Annotated in this window: 15 protein-coding genes; 5 read left to right on the top strand and 10 right to left on the bottom strand. The window is 47.3% G+C overall.

Annotation, left to right across the window (positions count from 1 at the left end; translation table 11 throughout):
* Positions 1-36: 36 nt before the first annotated feature.
* Both fsa and SP90_RS00845 read left to right on the top strand, forming a co-directional pair.
* The gene (fsa, locus tag SP90_RS00840) at positions 37-690 is read left to right on the top strand and encodes a fructose-6-phosphate aldolase (protein WP_066851762.1); all 654 of its coding nucleotides are present in this window, start codon (positions 37-39) and stop codon (positions 688-690) included.
* A 275-nt stretch (positions 691-965) separates the two neighbouring features.
* A complete protein-coding gene (locus SP90_RS00845) occupies positions 966-2348 on the top strand; it encodes a tetratricopeptide repeat protein (protein ID WP_066851596.1) in 1383 nt (460 codons plus the stop codon).
* Positions 2349-2353: 5 nt separating this feature from the next.
* On the opposite strand, the gene SP90_RS00850 is transcribed toward SP90_RS00845, so the two are convergent.
* The 7 genes from SP90_RS00850 to SP90_RS00880 form a co-directional block, all read right to left on the bottom strand.
* The gene (locus SP90_RS00850) at positions 2354-3526 is read right to left on the bottom strand and encodes a YibE/F family protein (protein ID WP_066851598.1); all 1173 of its coding nucleotides are present in this window, start codon (positions 3524-3526) and stop codon (positions 2354-2356) included.
* 85 nt (positions 3527-3611) lie between these two features.
* A complete protein-coding gene (locus SP90_RS00855; RefSeq protein ID WP_066851600.1) occupies positions 3612-5096 on the bottom strand; it encodes an alkaline phosphatase in 1485 nt (494 codons plus the stop codon).
* 390 nt (positions 5097-5486) lie between these two features.
* Positions 5487-6260, bottom strand: coding sequence for an amino acid ABC transporter ATP-binding protein (locus SP90_RS00860; RefSeq protein WP_066851602.1), 774 nt, complete (start codon positions 6258-6260; stop codon positions 5487-5489).
* Between the two features lie 18 nt (positions 6261-6278).
* Positions 6279-7361: an amino acid ABC transporter permease gene (locus SP90_RS00865; protein ID WP_066851604.1), complete on the bottom strand. Its 1083-nt coding sequence runs from the start codon at positions 7359-7361 to the stop codon at positions 6279-6281.
* Position 7362: 1 nt separating this feature from the next.
* A complete protein-coding gene (locus SP90_RS00870) occupies positions 7363-8745 on the bottom strand; it encodes an amino acid ABC transporter permease (RefSeq protein WP_157471149.1) in 1383 nt (460 codons plus the stop codon).
* Between the two features lie 158 nt (positions 8746-8903).
* Positions 8904-9911, bottom strand: a complete 1008-nt coding sequence (locus tag SP90_RS00875) for an amino acid ABC transporter substrate-binding protein (protein ID WP_066851608.1) — start codon at positions 9909-9911, stop codon at positions 8904-8906.
* A gap of 400 nt (positions 9912-10311) precedes the next feature.
* Positions 10312-11220 (bottom strand): ion transporter, encoded by a 909-nt coding sequence (locus tag SP90_RS00880; protein WP_066851609.1) that lies wholly within the window; start codon positions 11218-11220, stop codon positions 10312-10314.
* 209 nt (positions 11221-11429) lie between these two features.
* Between SP90_RS00880 and SP90_RS16860 the strand changes: the two genes are divergently transcribed.
* Positions 11430-11558, top strand: a complete 129-nt coding sequence (locus SP90_RS16860) for a hypothetical protein (protein WP_269449344.1) — start codon at positions 11430-11432, stop codon at positions 11556-11558.
* A gap of 151 nt (positions 11559-11709) precedes the next feature.
* Here the strand turns inward: SP90_RS16860 and SP90_RS00885 are convergent, their stop codons facing one another.
* The gene (locus SP90_RS00885; protein ID WP_066851612.1) at positions 11710-12795 is read right to left on the bottom strand and encodes an aldose epimerase family protein; all 1086 of its coding nucleotides are present in this window, start codon (positions 12793-12795) and stop codon (positions 11710-11712) included.
* Between the two features lie 407 nt (positions 12796-13202).
* Here SP90_RS00885 and SP90_RS00890 point away from each other — a divergent pair, with 407 nt between their 5' ends.
* Together SP90_RS00890 and SP90_RS00895 are read left to right on the top strand one after the other, a co-directional pair.
* Complete coding sequence (locus tag SP90_RS00890) at positions 13203-14384, top strand: iron-containing alcohol dehydrogenase (protein WP_066851614.1); 1182 nt, start codon at positions 13203-13205, stop codon at positions 14382-14384.
* A gap of 202 nt (positions 14385-14586) precedes the next feature.
* Entirely contained in the window at positions 14587-14772 is a 186-nt protein-coding gene (locus SP90_RS00895; protein ID WP_066851616.1) for a YodC family protein, read from the top strand.
* A 330-nt stretch (positions 14773-15102) separates the two neighbouring features.
* On the opposite strand, the gene SP90_RS00900 is transcribed toward SP90_RS00895, so the two are convergent.
* Entirely contained in the window at positions 15103-16419 is a 1317-nt protein-coding gene (locus SP90_RS00900; RefSeq protein WP_066851618.1) for a malic enzyme-like NAD(P)-binding protein, read from the bottom strand.
* Between the two features lie 70 nt (positions 16420-16489).
* Entirely contained in the window at positions 16490-17803 is a 1314-nt protein-coding gene (locus SP90_RS00905; RefSeq protein ID WP_066851620.1) for a 2-hydroxycarboxylate transporter family protein, read from the bottom strand.
* Positions 17804-17938 lie beyond the last annotated feature (135 nt).

Raw genomic sequence — 17938 nt, forward strand, 5'->3', positions numbered from 1 at the left:
GGTATCGTACTTCCAAACAATACTCAGAGGGAAGATATGGAATTTTTTATTGATACCGCCAGTATAGATGATATTAAAATTGCCACAGAACAGGGTTTGATTGACGGTGTGACAACCAACCCTACATTGCTTTCCAGAGAAGGCGGTGATTGGCGTGTGCGTGCTAGAGAAATATTAGATGTAGTTAAGGGGCCAGTGAGTCTGGAGGTTGTGGCCGAAGATGCCGCAGGTATGATTTCACAGGCGCATGACTTAAAGAAGATGGGTGATAACGTTGTCGTTAAGATCCCGATGACGCCGGAAGGGCTCAAAGCAGTAAAAACGCTTTCCGGTGAAGGGATTCATACCAACGTAACACTTGTATTTTCGCCATTACAGGCACTGCTTGCTGCCAAGGCAGGAGGCACATATGTAAGCCCGTTTATCGGACGTTTGGACGCTATCGGTGACAGTGGCATGAATCTGGTAGAGGAAATCCGTACGATTTTTGATAATTACGGGTATACCACAAAGATTCTTGTGGCGAGTGTGCGACATCCTATGCACGTGCTGGAAGCAGCCCTTGTGGGGGCGGATGTTGCTACGGTCCCGTTTGCTGTATTGCAGCAGTTTGTCCATCATCCACTTACAGACAAGGGACTGGAGAGCTTCCTTGCGGACTGGCATAAACTGACAGGTGGTAAATGGTAGGCCAAGGGTAGACAGAATTTTTCCGGGGCTGCTTACAACGTCCTGACCTGTCAGAGTAAGACAATTCCGTGCAGGACACGAAATATAAAAAAAGCCGAGTTCGAAGCATACGTAATCGTATGTGAGAGTTTGGCTTTTTTTATGTTCCAGTATTCTGTGGGGATATCGCTAACCTGAGGAGACTGATACCTCCCTTTTTTTGAAGTTATACATGTTTATAGGAAGATTTTGTTCTATAGTGCTGGGTGGATAGCTAATTTTAAAGGGTGGTAAACATGACTGCATCGTTATTGTTTAGAAATTGTGTAATCGGGTGTTGTGTTCTTGCAGGTGTACTTTGTCTTGCGCATGTAGCCATGGGAAATGATGAAGTGGTGTTAACGCAATCGCAGGATCAGCAGCTAGACTCTGCGCTGGAGGCGTTGAAGTCGTTTGAATGCGCAACAGCAGCCAAAATTCTACAGGACATAACCGAGATGACTCCCAAAGCTGAATATGCCTTCGGCTGGTGCTACAGTGTCTCCGGTTGCTTAGAGCAGAATCCTCAAAAGGCATTTCGGTACTTTATGCAGTCGGCGCAGCACGGATATGCTCCGGCACAGCAGGCAGTAGGAAGTTGCTATAAAAAGGGTTTTGGCGTTGCCATAAATCTTGAAAAAGCAGTGAACTGGTATACCAAAGCTGCAAAAAAAGGGCTGGATGAAGCACAGTATCTTCTGGCTGAGCGGTATTGTAGTGGCAACGGTGTGAAGCAGAATTACGGCTTTTGTCGGGACTGGTTGAAAAAAGCTGCAGAGCAGGGATATGTGAAGGCAATGAGGGTGCTCGGGCAGCTCTATGAAAAAAATCCCGCAAAATGGAAAGATACAGGTTCACTGGCGCGTCATTGGTATAAGCAGGCAGCGGAGCAAGGTGACGCAAGTGCTGCGTATACACTGTCCCAGCTGGTAGCCAGAGAAGAAAAGTATCAGGAAGTGCGGCATTGGATTCGTGTTGCGGCGGAGAATGGGCACGCGTTGGCACAATGGAATATGGCGGGCTTTGCAAAAGAGCCTGAGGAAGTGTTGCTGTGGGCAGATAGAGCAGCCCGTAACGGGTATTTAGAAGCCTGTACAACACTAGCAGATTATTACATGAAGTTTTCACCTTCTCAGGCCGCAGAGTATTTACGCATTGCTGCTGATAGAGGAGACGTTGCATCAAAAGTTCGTTTGGCGCGTTTAGCCAACGCAGATAAAAAATCAGAACTGCTGGGGATGGAGTTAAAAGGTGCGACTCAGGCAAAGGTTGAAGGGCACCTTAAAAAATTCGGTATCAAATCGGAAGGCGCGGCGTTTGATGGTGCAATGCGCTATAGCGCTTCAGCTTTACAGTTGGCAGACTCTCGTCTCGTGTGGATGGCATATAAGGAGCGAAACGGTGTAAATATTTTGTCGGGTGTGACGTATGAACTCCCGCGCATTCTGGCAACAAAAGAAGATATTGCGGCGTATATCGAAAAAATGAGTACTCGTTTCGGTACCCCTTACGGAGTTATGCCGGAACGGATTGATCCAGAAAAAGAATGGAAAGTTTTATGGGCATTACCGGATTCCGATGTGACCTTGGAATACACACCGGAAAAAGGCATGCAGCTTGTGATGGTTCCGGTAAGCTGATTACACTATGACTGATGCAGTACAGTGCTCAGTTGCTTTTGCGGCTGGGCACTTTTTTGTTTTTGTGTGAACAAGACAGAACCGATGCATGCCGTAAAAGGAGCTACCAGAACTAATCCGAAGCTGCCTATGAGAGTTTTGACCACTTCAGCTGCAACGTAAATCATATTGAAAATATTGATGACAGGAATGCCCTGTGCCATGAACGCCATGAGGAGTGTCACATATCCACCGGAGTACGCAAGCAACAGGGTCGTTGTCATTGTTCCCACAACAGCGCGGCCAACCCTGAGGCCGGAAAGCAGGGCTTCTTTTCTGCTTATTTCAGGGTGGGTATCCACCACTTCCTGTAAGCTGGCTGCTACGTCCATAGCTAAATCCATGACAGCACCGGAAGCGGCTACAAAGATTGCAGCTACGTAGATTTCAGTAATATTCAGATGAGCATAGCCTGCATAGAGTAAGGTTTCAGCAAAAGGCATTACCGCGCCATGCAGTTTGAAGGCGGATGTCGCCCATACAGCCAGAATGCAGCTGCTGGTAACGCCGAGCATGGCACCTAGAAAGGCTACTGTCCCCATACGGGTGAGTCCCGCCACAAGAAAAATGATTGTTCCGGTGAGAATAGCGACAACCGCCAGTGCGAGCCAGATAGGGGCAATGCCGAGCAACAGCGAAGGGACGAATATCTTCCAGAGTACCAGACCGGTGAAAATAAAACTGAGCAGAGCCTTGGCACCTGTTCTTCCGCCGAAAAGCAAAAGGAGCAGGGCGAAAAGACAGAGCAACGTAACTTCCAGACCAATACGGTAATGGTCTTGAGGAACAACGGAGTCAATACTGCCGTCCGGTTTATGGGTCATAACAAGTAACGCAGTATCGCCTGCTGTGAACGCCTTATCAATATCCAGACGTCCCATCAGCTGGTTGCTGACCGTGAAGGTTTCTCCCTTATGCTTCCCTTCAAGAATTTCCACATCAAGAACCTGTACACCGACAGTGACAAGCGAGTGGTGCTGAAGTTGGCTGTTGTCAACGGACAGAATGCGCCCTTTGGATTGCGTTGCATTCTCATCAATTCTGTCATCAAACGGTGTTGGAATATTCCAGAGCACAACAGAAAGGATGATAAAGAATGCGATAAGGATAGTATCTCGTTTTGCGCTTTGTGTCCGCACAGCATTGCACCTTGTTACCTGTATGAAGAAAAGATGGAATGGCGGCACTGGGAGCTGCCGCCATTCCTGAGGCCATAGACTAATGTTACTTAGAGGCTACGCTTACGGCTGGGGTAATTCCCATGACAGCCATAATTTTTTTGGCAATTTCGGACTGGTGGTAATGGTTTTTGAAGCTTTCTGCTCCAACACCCATAGCGCTGGTCACAACAGGAGTGCCTGTGTGTTTGAATGAGGTCCATGCAAGACCGGCTTTGTTATTGATAATGTGAGTTACAGCTACAACAAGCGGGTCATAGCTTCCGTACAGGATGGCTGCCTGTGGAGAAGTGTTTTTGATGAGATGGCCTGCCATAGATTGCATAAATGCTTCTTTAAGCTTTGCCACTTCAAATGGTTTGAGCACAAGAAGGTTCTGTTTCGGGTCGCCTTCAAATTTAAGGCCGAAGTATTTTGTGATTTCAGGCTTCAGATCTTCAAAGGTGTTTTTGCCGCTTGCGCTTTTTTTGAACGGCTCCATCACTTCCTGAGTGAATTTTTTAAATGAAGCATTCTGTGCAGCAAGAATATCGAAGTGGGTTTCGTACTTGGTGCCTGCAAATCCTAATGTCATACCACCGGTTTCGTGGTCACCGGTAACAACAATCAAGGTGTCATTCGGGTGTTTCTTGTAGAAGGCAACTGCTTCTTTAACAGCGTTGTTGAATGCAATTGTGTCCATCACTGCTGCTTTGGCGTCGTTGGCATGGCATGCCCAGTCAATTTTACCGCCTTCAACCATCATGAAAAAGCCTTCCGGGTTATCCAAAAGGGCAATGCCTTTTGCGGTGAATTCAGCAAGGGAAATATCCTGAGCGCGACGGTCGATTTCGTACGGAGTTGCACCGGAATCCTGCAACCATTCGTTGTAGGTAAGAACTTTACCGCTTTTTTTAGAAAGCTTTTCAAAGTCCTTGCGGTTTGATGCTATTTTGTAGCCTGCTTTTTTGATGGATTTAAAAGCATTGCCGCGAGATTCAATCCCCTTACGGGTGCCTTTAGGATCTTTAAGGCCGCCACCGGCAAAGTAGTCGAACTTGGAAGCTGCAAGCGCGTGGTCAATGTAGTGGTACTGGGAGCGCTTAGGTACATGAGCGTAAAAAGCAGCAGGTGTTGCGTGGTCAATGGATACGCTGGAAACAATACCTACTTTGTGGCCCTTGTCGCGTGCCATTTCAGCAATGGTTTTTACATGTTTTCCATCAGGGGCCATGCCGATCATGCCGATGTTGGTAATCTGACCGGAGCTCATGGCTGTTGCGGCGGCAGCAGAACCTACAATAAAGCGGTTGTTAGCCTGCGTGGTGGTGATGCCCTGTACCGGAAATTCTTCAAAGACAAGTTTTTTACCGGTGATAGCTTCAGTAGACATTTTCTGCGCAATGCCCATACCGTCACCAATGAAGAGAAATACATATTTAGCCGGCTTACCGGAGTAATATTCTCCAGCGTGGGATAGACAGACGGAACCGGCAAGTAACATTACCATACACACAAATACAGAAACTGAACGTAGTCCTGAGAAACGCATCACGTACTCCTTGAGCTTGGTGATCGATAACAGTGCAACAAAGCATGTTATCAGTGGATGCTATGAACGCATGCATCGGGGCATGCTACAGCGCGTGTTAAGCGCAACCTCTTAAAAGTATGGGGATCTTTTTGCAGTGCAGCTGTTACCCCATGATGACGTGGTAAGATCGTTTTTGTGAATAATGTTAAGATACTGTGACGGAAAAGGTAGTAGAAATATAATAAACAGCACGCTGGGTTGCTAACCAAGTTAGATTGGGTTTGCATTGCGCCGTGTTGGAAGGAATAAAAAAGCCAAACTCACGTACAGATGTATCGTTGAGTTTGGCTTTTGCTTTTGGTGTGCTGCGCAGAGTTGATATAATCCGGCAGTAGGGCGAAGTGGGAATTAATGATTAAGAATTTGCTCAAGGAATGCTTTGCAGCGTTCTTCCCGCGGGTTTGTGAAGAATTCTTTTGCCGGTGCATATTCAACAATCTGCCCCTGATCCATAAAGACCATGGTGTCGGCAACTTCACGGGCAAAGCCCATCTCGTGCGTTACACAGATCATGGTCATGCCCTGATCTGCAAGTTCGCGCATTACGTCGAGAACTTCTTTGATCATTTCAGGGTCAAGTGCAGATGTCGGCTCGTCAAAAAGCATAATTTTCGGCTGCATGGCAAGGGCACGGGCAATTGCAACGCGCTGTTGCTGTCCGCCGGAAAGTTGTCCGGGGAATTTGTGTGCCTGCTCGCCAATTCCTACTCGTTCGAGGAATGAATACGCAATTTCTTCTGCCTGCTTGCGCGGCATTTTGCGAACCCAGACTGGCCCGATGGTAACGTTGTCCAAAATAGACAGGTGCGGGAACAGGTTGAATTGCTGGAACACCATGCCTACTTCACGTCGGATGACTTCAATGTTTTTTGTATCGTTTGTAAGGGTGGTGCCATCAACAATAATATTGCCTTCCTGATGCTCCTCAAGCCGGTTCAGGGTTCGGATGAGGGTAGATTTACCTGATCCTGAAGGACCACAGATTACAACCTTTTCCTGCTGGCGAACCTGCAGGTTAATATCTTTTAATACATGGAACTGGTCGTACCATTTGTTTACGCCGTCCATTTCAATGATGACCGGATTATCTGCAAGATGTGTTGCAGTGTGTATTTGACTCATAATTATATCCTCAGCTGTCTACTTGGACGCGTATTTCTTTTCCAGATGCTGGCTGTAACGGGACAGAGAGTAGCATAAAATCCAGTACCAGAGTGCTACAAAAACGTATGCCTCTTCCAGTTTACCGAACCACTTGGGGTTGGATGTCGTTGCAAAAGCAATTTGCAACAGATCAACCAGACCGACAATACCAACAAGTGAGGTATCTTTCAAAATACCGATAAAGTTGTTTACCATAGGTGGAATGACAATCCGCAGAGCCTGCGGCAGAACAATCAATACTGTTTTTTGCCAGTAGCTCATACCTATGGCATCAGCCGCTTCGTATTGTCCTTTGCCAAGTCCTTGCAAGCCCCCACGGATGTTTTCTGCAAGGTATGCGGAGAAGAACATGGTAATCCCAACCATGGCTCGCAGCACTTTATCCAGCTCCATGTCTGTAGGCAGGAAGAGTGGCAGAACAACGGAGGCCATAAATAAAATGGTAATTAACGGCACGCCTCGAACCAGTTCAATGTACGCCACGCAGAAGGATTTTATTATCGGCATGTCAGATGTGCGTCCAAGTGCGAGCAGTACACTGATAGGAAATGCAAAAAGCATAGCTACCGAGGCAAGAATAAGCGTGAGCATCAGTCCACCCCAATAATGGGTGTCCACAACTTCTAATCCGGTAAAGAATCCGCCATGAATAATGAGGAAGACTGCAACAGGAGAGCATCCCCATAAAGCGTAAAGCCATTTCGTGCCACGGAATCTTTCCACCAGCGTCAGCATGACAAGGGCGAGAATAATCAGAAGTGCGACTGCAGGACGCCATCGATATTCTTCAGGATAAATACCGACCATAAATACCGGCCACATGTCACGGACAAATCCCCATGCAGCACCGGAATATTCTTTGGCTACAGCGGGGTCGAGGGTAATGCTAGCATTAATGATTGCCCACTGGATAAACGGCTTTACAGCGGAATAGATAGCCCAGCCTGCAATTACTGTAAGGAGAGCATTGTACCACGGGTACAGCAGATTGGCTCGAACCCAGCCTACAGTTCCGGTTGATGTGACTGGCGGGCGGCGATCTTCAATTTTTTCTGCCATATTACCGCTCCACAAGTTTAATTTTAGCGTTGTACCAGTTCATGCCTAGAGAAATGACAAGGGAAATGGACAGGTACACGCCCATCCAAATACCTACAATTTCAACGGCCTGACCGGACTGGTTGAGGATAGTCCCCCCGACGCTGACAAAATCAGGATACCCGATGGCAACAGCGAGTGAGCTGTTTTTGGCGATGGCAAGGTATTCACTGGTCATTGGCGGAACAATGATGCGCATGGCCTGTGGCAAAATGACAAGACGCATTACGTGGCGTTCTTTAAGAGCAAGCGCACGTGCAGCTTCGCGCTGGCCATTGGAAACAGCCTGAATACCGGAGCGGATGATTTCAGCATTGAATGCGGAAACATACACAGTAAGACCAACCAGTAAGGCAGTAAACTCTGGTGTGAGGTCAATGCCGCCCCGATAGTTGAATCCTTTGAGCACAGGATAGTCCAGTGTGAATGGCGCTCCGGCAACAAGCCATACCAGAGCAGGAAGTCCGATAAGCAGAGCCAGTGATGGAAGCAGGATTTTACCCGGTGTGCCGCATTCATTTAATAAACGGACGGAGCGGCGGAAAATAAAATAAATTCCGATAAATGCTGCTCCGATTGCAAGGCAAAAAGGCCATGCACCGGACTGGGCAACCGGAGCGGGTAAGTATAATCCGCGGTTGTTAAGTATAAACCAGCCACCAATGTCTATAGACTGCCGTACGGAAGGTAACTGCTGCAGTACAATAAAGTACCAGAAGAATAATTGTAGAAGTACCGGAAGGTTGCGGTTGAGTTCTACATACCAGCTGCACAGTTTGCTTATAAGCCAGTTAGGTGAAAGTCGGCCAAGGGCGATAATCAGGCCGAGGATGGTTGAAAAAATACAACCAAGAATCGTCACCTTGATGGTGTTGGCAAAGCCGGTCATCAAGGCAGTTATATAGCTTGATGCTTCTGTGTAGCGTGTAAAGGAAATAGAATCACTGCCAATGTACAGCACAAGCACTGGGATAATACCGACAAGTGCAATAACTGCAAAAACAGTTTTGTCATTTGAAGTGATGGTCTTGTCTTGTTTTTTTAGCCAGACCGCGATTGCACGGGAGGCAAACAGACCGAAAATAAGTGCAACCAGAAACCACAGGAATCCGCCTTGAAGGACAGGAATCGGAGCGGTCTCACCAATATTGAATCCAGCTTCATTCTGCAAAAAGCCAAAGCCGGAACCAATTCCACGTTTTTCCAGATTCGCCAATGTGTTTTGGTACATGGTGAACGCAACCCACAATAAGCCCCCAAGCATGATACATTGATATATCCATGCGCGGATTTGCGGATTTCTCCAGAAAGGAACGCGTGCGTGTTCGTGTGCGTGTTGTGACATAATATTACGTAGATTGTGTGTCGTTAAAAAACTGTATGAGCGAAACAGTTTTTGGGAATCAGGTCAGGTTCGTGAGCCCCTGTGCCGACTCCGCCGTCAAAAGAAAACTGCCGGAGCAGATGCTGGCAACATCTGTCCGGCAGTAACATGCAACTGGTCTAGCGGAAAGGAGGTGCGTAGATCAGACCGCCGTTGTTCCACTGGTTGTTGTAACCACGGTCGAGACGAAGCGGAGTTTTAGGGCCGAGGTTACGGTCGAAAATGTCGCCGTAGTTGCCCACAAGCTTGATGATGCGAACTGGCGCATCTTTATCAAGGCCAAGATCCTGCCAGAGAGTGCCGGTAGCACCAAGCATACGCTGTACCTCAGGGTCTTTGGACTCTTTCGCCATTTTTTCTACGTTTTCTGAAGTAATACCTTTTTCTTCAGCAGCCATGGTAAGCCAGATTGTCCAGCGAACAATGTCGCCCCACTGGTTGTCGCCATGACGCACTACAGGAGCAAGTGGCTCTTTAGAAATAAGTTCTGGAAGAATGATGTGCTCTTCAGGGTTCTTCATAAGAGAGCGCTGTGCAGCAAGGCCGGATACATCTGTGGTGTGCACGTCACAACGGCCGGTATCATATGCTTTACGTACGTCTGGCTGTTTGTCGAAAACAACCGGTTTGAACTTCATGTTGTGCTTACGGAAGTAGTCAGCAACGTTGAGTTCGGTGGTGGAACCGGTCTGAAGGCAGATTGTTGCACCGTCGAGATCGCTTGCTTTAGTAATGCCAAGCTCTTTACGGATCATGAGTCCCTGACCATCGTACAGAGTGACAACTGTGAAATCGAGACCGAGGTTAGTGTCGCGGCTCATTGTCTGTGTTGTTGTACGGGAGAGAAGATCAATTTCACCGGACTGGAGAGCTGGAAGACGCTCTTTGGAGGTAAGCGGGGTGTATTTGACATCAACGTCTGTAGCAGCACCGACAGCACGGCAGAAGTCAACATCAAAACCGATTCGGTTACCGGAGCTGTCCAGAGCAGAGAAACCCGGGTTTTCAATGTGTGTACCGCATTTAAGGTAGCCGCGTTTTGTGACGTCTTCCAAGGTGGAAGCGAACGCGCTTGAAGCCATAAGGGCAAAGGCGATAACGAGAGCAAGAGTGCGCGTGATACGCATGGTAGGAACCTCCCTAAAAATAGAAACAGAGTAGGCCGCAACGAGTGAACAGTGTTTATCTGTGCGGCGTAACCTATACCGTATGTGAACGTCGCAATACAGCGAAGTAGATAGCGACGTTAGCATTATGGGTAATACTTGATGTGGCCGTTATGTAGTACTACCGCCAGTTCCCTGCACAAACGTAAGGAACTGTGGTTTTGTGGCGTGACAGTTCTATACAGCAGTAAAGCAAGCAATTGCTATATTTCCACTGTACTGTATGGCACTCTTTACCTGTATGCGGGAAAGGGTGAAGCAACTAGTGCGGACTGAGACAGTAGGACGGTACAAGAGAACAGCGTGGTATGCAATAACCATTATCGCTGTAACTAGTTACAGTGTTACATAAAAAGAAGCACTATTCCCATTCAGGTTCCGGGTCTTTGAGCGGCGGTTGGCTGTCTGCACCTTCTGAGGTGCTGGTATGTACTTTGTCCAGAACAGGGCCTGTTTGCAGTTCCTGTGTTTTGTCGTCCTTGAGTGCTTGAAGCATTTGCTCCATTCTGTGCAATCTAGCTTCAAGGTTTTCTGTCTGATCTGAAACCAGTTGATCGACGAACACCGCGTTAAGCATAGAGAGTCCCAGAATTCCACCAATGACTACCGTGAAGATAAAGAAGCCGCGAACCAGAAGTATCCAGCCGTATCCATCTGTTTTTTTGATGAGCATATCCGGCACGGCAGGCCAGCCGTCCATGGTGAACACCTGAAAGATAGTATATGCGCTTGTTATGGGGTCGCCGAAATATTCTGGAGAAGCTTCCCCGAACAGGTACGTGGCACCCACTGAGATGATGGCAAGAATGAACATGAGTCCAAGAAATACACCGATTGATGCATTAAGTGCACGGCCGATACCTGTAATCAGCCGTTCCCTGTGAGGGATAAAATAGAGCAGCTTGAATATCCGGATGAGTCTTGCCAGCCGGAGCATGAGAATGACATTGAACCGCCCCATGGGATAGAACGGGGTGAGGAGTACCGGCGTAGAAACAAGCACGATGATGAAGTCGAACTTATTCCAGTTGTTTTCGAAAAACGCTTTCCATGTGAACTTTTTAATCCGTGCGATGATTTCAACAATGAAGAATACCTCGCATGCGATATCAATCCACGTAAGCCATTTGCTGGCAAACATTTCTACACTACTGAACGCACCAAGCGTGATAACAATAGCATTTATTATGATAACTATTGCAACTGGTTTGGATATTTCATGCGCTTCGTCAGCAACAACCGGATTGAGTGAATCTGTATAAAGAGTCACGGTAACCTGCCTCATTGTCAGTGGCTGTTTGTTGAGTCTACCGTCGGTGGCAGAAACAGCTGCGTATCATTTTGAAGTAAGGTGTATTGTATATTCAAGGATTAAGTCTTTTGTTTCTCAAACAGTGTTATTGAATGCACACTGGCATCGGCAAATAATGTTATAGAGCCGGAAGTTGCGTATTGTGAAAGAGAGATATGGAGGCACTCATGATACGTGATATAATGTGGGCACTGGCAACCATCTGTTTTCTTGTAGTAACGTTTTTTGCAGGTTTGGTGGCCTTATGGCTGTTACCGTTTGTACTTATTTTTATGTTGCTGACCCGTCGATATTAAGACGGGTATACAGGCGTTCGAATCGCCCGATGAACGTATTTACCTGATAGTTCAATAAAAAGTCAGATGCAGTGCATCTGACTTTTTGTGTGCTTTATCCGCAAGGTTCGTGCGGCAGGTGATGATACTTTGCTAGGAACAAGGCAGATTATTATTTGGCATTACAACTCGTAATCACTTTGTTGAAGGTAAATTTTGTCTTCTGGGTGTAGGCATGCTCCGGTAGCAAGACGGTGGTCGGGAAATCCGGCCTGTTCGGGGAGTCAGGAAAATGCTGTGCTTCAAACGCAATGGCACCGTGTCTGGGGACAATTATGTCGTCTCGATACGTTGTGACTCCATCGAGACTGTTGCCCGTGTAAATCTGAATACCCGGTTCTGATGTGGCAACAGTAAGGCTACGGCCAGATATCGGATGTGTAAGCATAGCTGCCAGCCGGACGATGTTGTCGTGGTCTTTGGAAAGTACATAGGTGTGGTCAATGCCACCTGCATTCATAATTTGCGGATCGGTTTTAAAGATCTTTTCCCCGATGGCAGTAGGGTAGGTTAAATCCATGATGCTTCCCTGCACCGGTTGCGGGGCATCTTGAGCTGGAATGGCTTCCTCTGTGATTGGCAGATAGTCGTCTGCATGCACAGTGAGTACATGATCGGTAATCTCTGTACCGATTTTTCCTGACAGATTGAAATACGTATGGTTTGTCAGGTTCAGAACAGTTGGCGCATCTGTAAAAGCAGAGTAATCAATAGTGAGCGTATCCATCGTATCCAGTGTGTACGCTACCTGCACAGAAAGTGTGCCGGGAAAGCCCATGTCACCGTCAGGTGATATGTGCTGCATGATGACGGATGCGCTTTCTTCTGACTCTACAACGTGCGCGCTCCATACGTATTTATCGAATCCGCGGGAGCCGCCATGAATATGATTCTCACCATTATTCTTGTCTAAATGGTATGTAATTCCGTTAAGTCTGAATGAAGCATCCTTGATACGGTTAGCGTATCTACCGACAATGGAACCGAAATGATGATTTTTGTGCAGATATCCATCTAACGAATCAAATCCTATGGTTATGTCACCAATGTTACCACCGCAGTCGGGAGTAGCAATTTTTAGTATTGTTGCGCCATAGGTGATAAGATCAACAGTTATTCCGCGTCCATTATCCAGCGTATAACGTTCGACAATCTCTCCTGAAGGGGTAGTTCCAAAAGAGTCGATTGTTACCTTCATACTTCCTCCATAAAAATGATGTCAAAGTATGACTAAGAGCCTAAACAAGGTTTGGTTTCAGCGTAAGGATTTTTCTGACTGAGGTGTGGGTATTACTCTTGAAAGATGCATAAGTACCCTTGTGATATATGGAACTAAGTCTGCAAGTACTTGCTGTGTCAGCGTAATTTTGGAACTAATTTGGTATACAATACGACATGTATAGTTGTGAATAAAAGCACATAGTTAGCGCTTTTTTTGAGGGCTAGGTGATGTGTCGTGTTTCGTATTGTGAGTAAATAAATTTTATTTGTGAGCGACTGCTGCTGTGTGTATTCCTAGCACACTGGCACTAGTTATCTACGAGCGCATCAGGCGATTGTAGTAACTCTTTTTCATACACTGATACTTACTACGGAGATCTTACAATGGCTGTACGTGAAGAAGTGAATGGATTCTATATTCCAAGTGTTACTCTGTTAGGAATTGGAGCTCACAAAGAGATTCCGGCTAAAATTCGTGCTTTAGGCGGCCAAAAGCCTCTCTTGGTTACAGATAAAGGGATTACTGCAATCGGTATGACCAAGCAGATTGTAGACCTGCTTGCTTCTGAAGATATGCAATGTGTTGTGTATGACGAAACTATTCCGAACCCTACTGACATCAACGTGCATGACGGTGTTGATGTTTACCGTAAAGAAGGTTGCGACTCTCTGATTACCCTCGGTGGCGGCAGTGCCCATGATTGTGGCAAAGGTATCGGCCTTGTTATCGCCAACGGCGGCAAAATTCATGACTATGAAGGTGTAGACAAGTCTACCAACCCAATGCCTCCGTACGTAGCTGTTAACACCACTGCCGGTACCGCTTCTGAAATGACTCGCTTCTGTATTATCACAGACACTTCCCGCAAAGTTAAAATGGCTATCGTTGACTGGCGTGTGACCCCGACAATCGCTCTCGATGACCCTATGCTTATGCTGGGAATGCCTCCTTCTCTGACTGCTGCAACTGGTATGGATGCTCTTACTCATGCTGTTGAAGCGTATGTTTCTACTGCCGCCACACCTCTTACTGATGCATGTGCAGAAAAAGCTATCAAGCTTATCGCACAACATCTGCGTGCAGCCGTGGCAAATGGTCAGGACATCGAAGCCCGAGACGGCATGTGTTACGCTCAGTACCTTGCTGGTATGGCATTCAACAACGCAAGTCTCGGCCATGTTCACGCTATGGCTCACCAGCTCGGTGGTTTCTATGATCTGCCGCATGGCGAGTGTAACGCTATTCTCCTGCCGCATGTTGAGAAGTTCAACATGATCGCTAAGATGGATCGTTTTGCAGAAATGGCAGTGTGGATGGGTGAAGACATCAGCGGTTGTAGTAAGCGTGAAGCAGCAGAAAAATGCCTCAAAGCTATCCGCGAACTCTCCAAAGATGTAGGTATCCCTGAAGGCTTGAAGGCTCTTGGCGAACGTTACGGTAAGAAAGTAAGCACTTCCGACATTCCTACCATGACAGCGAATGCACAGAAAGATGCTTGCGGATTCACCAACCCTCGTCGTCCTAGCGATCAGGACGTAATGGAAATTTACGAAGCTGCAATGTAAGCATTTTTAAAATACCATACAAAAGCGGGGGCATAGCCTCCGCTTTTTTTTGTCCAGTACGTTGATTGCCATTGCAAATAATGCGTGGCGGGTGCTTGTGTGTGGTACACTTACATTATATAGTCAACACAACCCTGAAGATATGCATGCTCGTAAGGGAAAGGTTCGCGAGCAGGTCGGAATAAACTAATCCGGAGGCACTATGAAATTAGTAGCTGGAGACGTTATTCAATTGAAATCCGGCGGGCCGGAAATGACAGTTATCGAATTTGATGCTGTAGCCGGACTGGTTAGCTGCAACTGGTTTGTAGGCAGAGAATTAAAAACAGCAACATTTCCTGTCGAAGCCGTCGGTGAATGTAAACTGTTCGTAGAAGGTGCATATTAAAGGAAAAAGCCTTGTCAGACGACAAGGCTTTTCTTGTTACAGATAGATCAATATGCTGACAATAATCGAAAAAATCAGGACGGCAAGCATGATGTAACGTTCCATTGGCTTTTGCTCCTTGTTGAATCGATGTTGTATCTTCTTTGTATCATTTGCTTGTAACAAGGGTATTACTTTTTTGTTGCGAGCTGTTGTGAGGCAAAGGTTCGCAGGCTACTTTAGCGCTGCCAGTTCGAGTCATAAAGAAGTGGCTGCAAGACTTTCGCCTTACAGCCACTTCAACCAGCTTGTGCTTATTAGATAGTATGACCAGTATGGATGGTGCCTGTATTACTCGCCGTAGCTGCTGACGAAAGCCGCAACGCGCTCACGGGATGCGGCAATGCGTTCACGTAGGGAGTTTCGGTAGGCGTCCATGTCAGCTATAGGAGTAGTGGCAACTCCTGTATCCATAGCAGCCTGGGCAACCGCTGGAACCTCCCATTCGAGGATGCGCGGATCAAGCGGTTTCGGGATGACATAGTCAAGCCCGTATTCAAGGCTGTCGACACCGTACATTTCGCAGACTTCTGCAGGAACAGGTTCTTTAGCCAGTGCTGCAAGTGCCTTAGCAGCGGCAATTTTCATGGCTTCGTTAATTTCAGTTGCTCCTACATCAAGGGCACCCCGGAAGATGTACGGAAATCCTGATACGTTGTTAACCTGATTCGGAAAGTCGGAGCGTCCTGTGCCCATGATACAGGTGGGTACAGCTTCTTTGGCATCATCATACGGGATCTCAGGATCGGGATTGGCCATGGCAAAGATGATCGGGTTGGGTGCCATGGAGGCAACCATTTCTTTGCTGAGGAGATTTTTCACAGAAAGACCAAGGAAGCAGTCTGCACCGTCAAGGCACTCTGCAAGGTTTCCATGATCTTTGGCCTGTGCAAATTCCGCTTTGTATTTATTAAGCCCTTCCCGTCCTTGGTGGATGAGACCCCGGGAGTCAAACATAAAGATGTTTTCCCGTTGTACGCCAAGCTCTACGTAGAATTTAGAACAAGCAATGCCCGCTGCTCCAGCTCCCACTACGACAACTTTCAGATCAGCAATGTTGCGTCCTGTAATTTCACAGGCGTTGATAATTCCTGCGCCTGAGATGACAGCTGTGCCGTGCTGGTCATCGTGGAATACAGGGATATCCATTTCTCTTTTCAAAGTTTCTTCAATCATGAAACATTCAGGCGCCTTGATGTCTTCAAGATTGATCCCCCCGAATGTTGGCTCCATGGTTTTGGTCACTTCAATAAGCTGTTCTGCGCTGCTGACAGAAAGGTTGATGTCGAACACGTCAATGTCAGCAAAAGTTTTAAAGAGCACTCCCTTTCCTTCCATGACCGGCTTACCCGCCAGTGGGCCGATATTTCCCAGACCAAGGACTGCTGAGCCGTCAGATATTACGGCCACAAGGTTACTTTTACCTGTGTAGAGGGCGGCTGCGTCGGGATTATCTTTAATTTCGAGACACGCTTCCGCTACGCCGGGCGAGTACGCCATAGAGAGGTCTTTTTGGGAATTACATGGCTTGGTCGGAATAACCTCGGTTTTCCCTCTGCGAGGTCTTTCGTGGTATGCAAGTGCCTCTTCTTTAGTGAATAATGCCATCAATGTTCTCCTTGCAAATTATGGCGTAAGATTCCGGTTTCCGGTAGGGACGGAAACCGGAGTGGAATTGTTACATAAACATCTTCAGCAGTGCAGTTGCGAGAATGAGCATGAATGCACCACCGATTCGGGATGAGATTTGGGCAAATGGCATAAGCTGCATGCGCTTACTTGCAGACAGTACGGCTACGTCACCTGTTCCGCCCATGTTTGCCATACACAAACCACCTGTAATAGCGGCTTCAACAGGGTAGAATCCAAGAATCAAACCCATGAAACCGGAGCCGATGATGGAGCCGATAACGGTCATGGCAACGAGGATGATGTATTGGATGGTCAATGCATCAATAACCTGTTGAAGGTTGGTGTAGGCTACGCCGATACCCATGAGCAGGGCAGGTGTGAGGCTGATCATGACAAAGCGAAACCATTGAAAAGCGCAAAGCTCGTACTTACGTGGAAGAAGGCCAAAGGCTTTCACCGCACCTACGGAAAGGATCATCAGTGCGTAAGAGTGGATAGGGATGTATTTGCCAAGAATTTTGCCCCATACAAAGAAGGTGGTAGCCAGCAGAAGGCCGATACCCATAGCCATGTAGTCGATGGAACCAGCAGTGTCAGCGGTGTCCTCAGCTTCAGCTTCCTGATTTTTTAAGAGCTTACCGTTACCGGAAAGTCCCGGGACAACAGAACCCAAACGATGGAGCAAACCGCCACAGACAATGGCCAGAGCGTTACCGAGTGCGAGGGCTGGAACCATTTTGGAAAGCATGGAGCCTACATCCATATTCAGTGTGGAGCCGAAAATTTGTGATAATGGCACTGCTCCGGCTCCCATGCCACCGCCCATGATTGGAAGCGCGATGTAGAGTACAGCTTCCTCAAAACCGAATCCCATAAGCATACCTGCAACGCCGCAGAGCAGAAGCGCAGTACAGACACCGCCAAGGATAACCGGAAGATAACGAACCGCTGCTTTAATGAGCAGTTTTCTGTCCATGCCAAGGATAGAGCCGCATATAAGCGCCGCAATATAGAAGCTGAGGAAGCCTTCTTTTTTCATGAAGCTGGTAATAATCGCCGCAGATTTTTCGGGAAGGATGCCGTACCCTACGAGGGCTGCGGAGCCGAAAATAATCAGAATAGGGCCGCCGCCGAGGTAATCCTTGAGAATTGGCGTATGATCGCCGATCTCATTCAGGATTGCACCAATAATCATCATAATCGGAAATGCCCCGACCATGCCCCCCGGCAGTGCTCCTAAATATGTTGCACTCATGATAATGACAGTTAAAACAGTAAATAGACCTACAGGAATCCCCATAATTTTATAGTCTAAAAAAGAAGGGGAAGCGGTTTCTTGCAGAGTGGTGGCAGTACTCATTATTCTCTCCTTGAAATAGTGTTGCAGAAAAAAGGGCAGAATGAACAAGCAAGTACGCTGCAGTTGCTATTCTGCCCCTTTTTACTCTTGCTGCACTGTTACATGAGCAGAATACGTGCCACCGTTGTCTTTAGG

The sequence above is a fragment of the Halodesulfovibrio spirochaetisodalis genome (assembly GCF_001672295.1).
Taxonomy (GTDB): domain Bacteria; phylum Desulfobacterota; class Desulfovibrionia; order Desulfovibrionales; family Desulfovibrionaceae; genus Halodesulfovibrio; species Halodesulfovibrio spirochaetisodalis.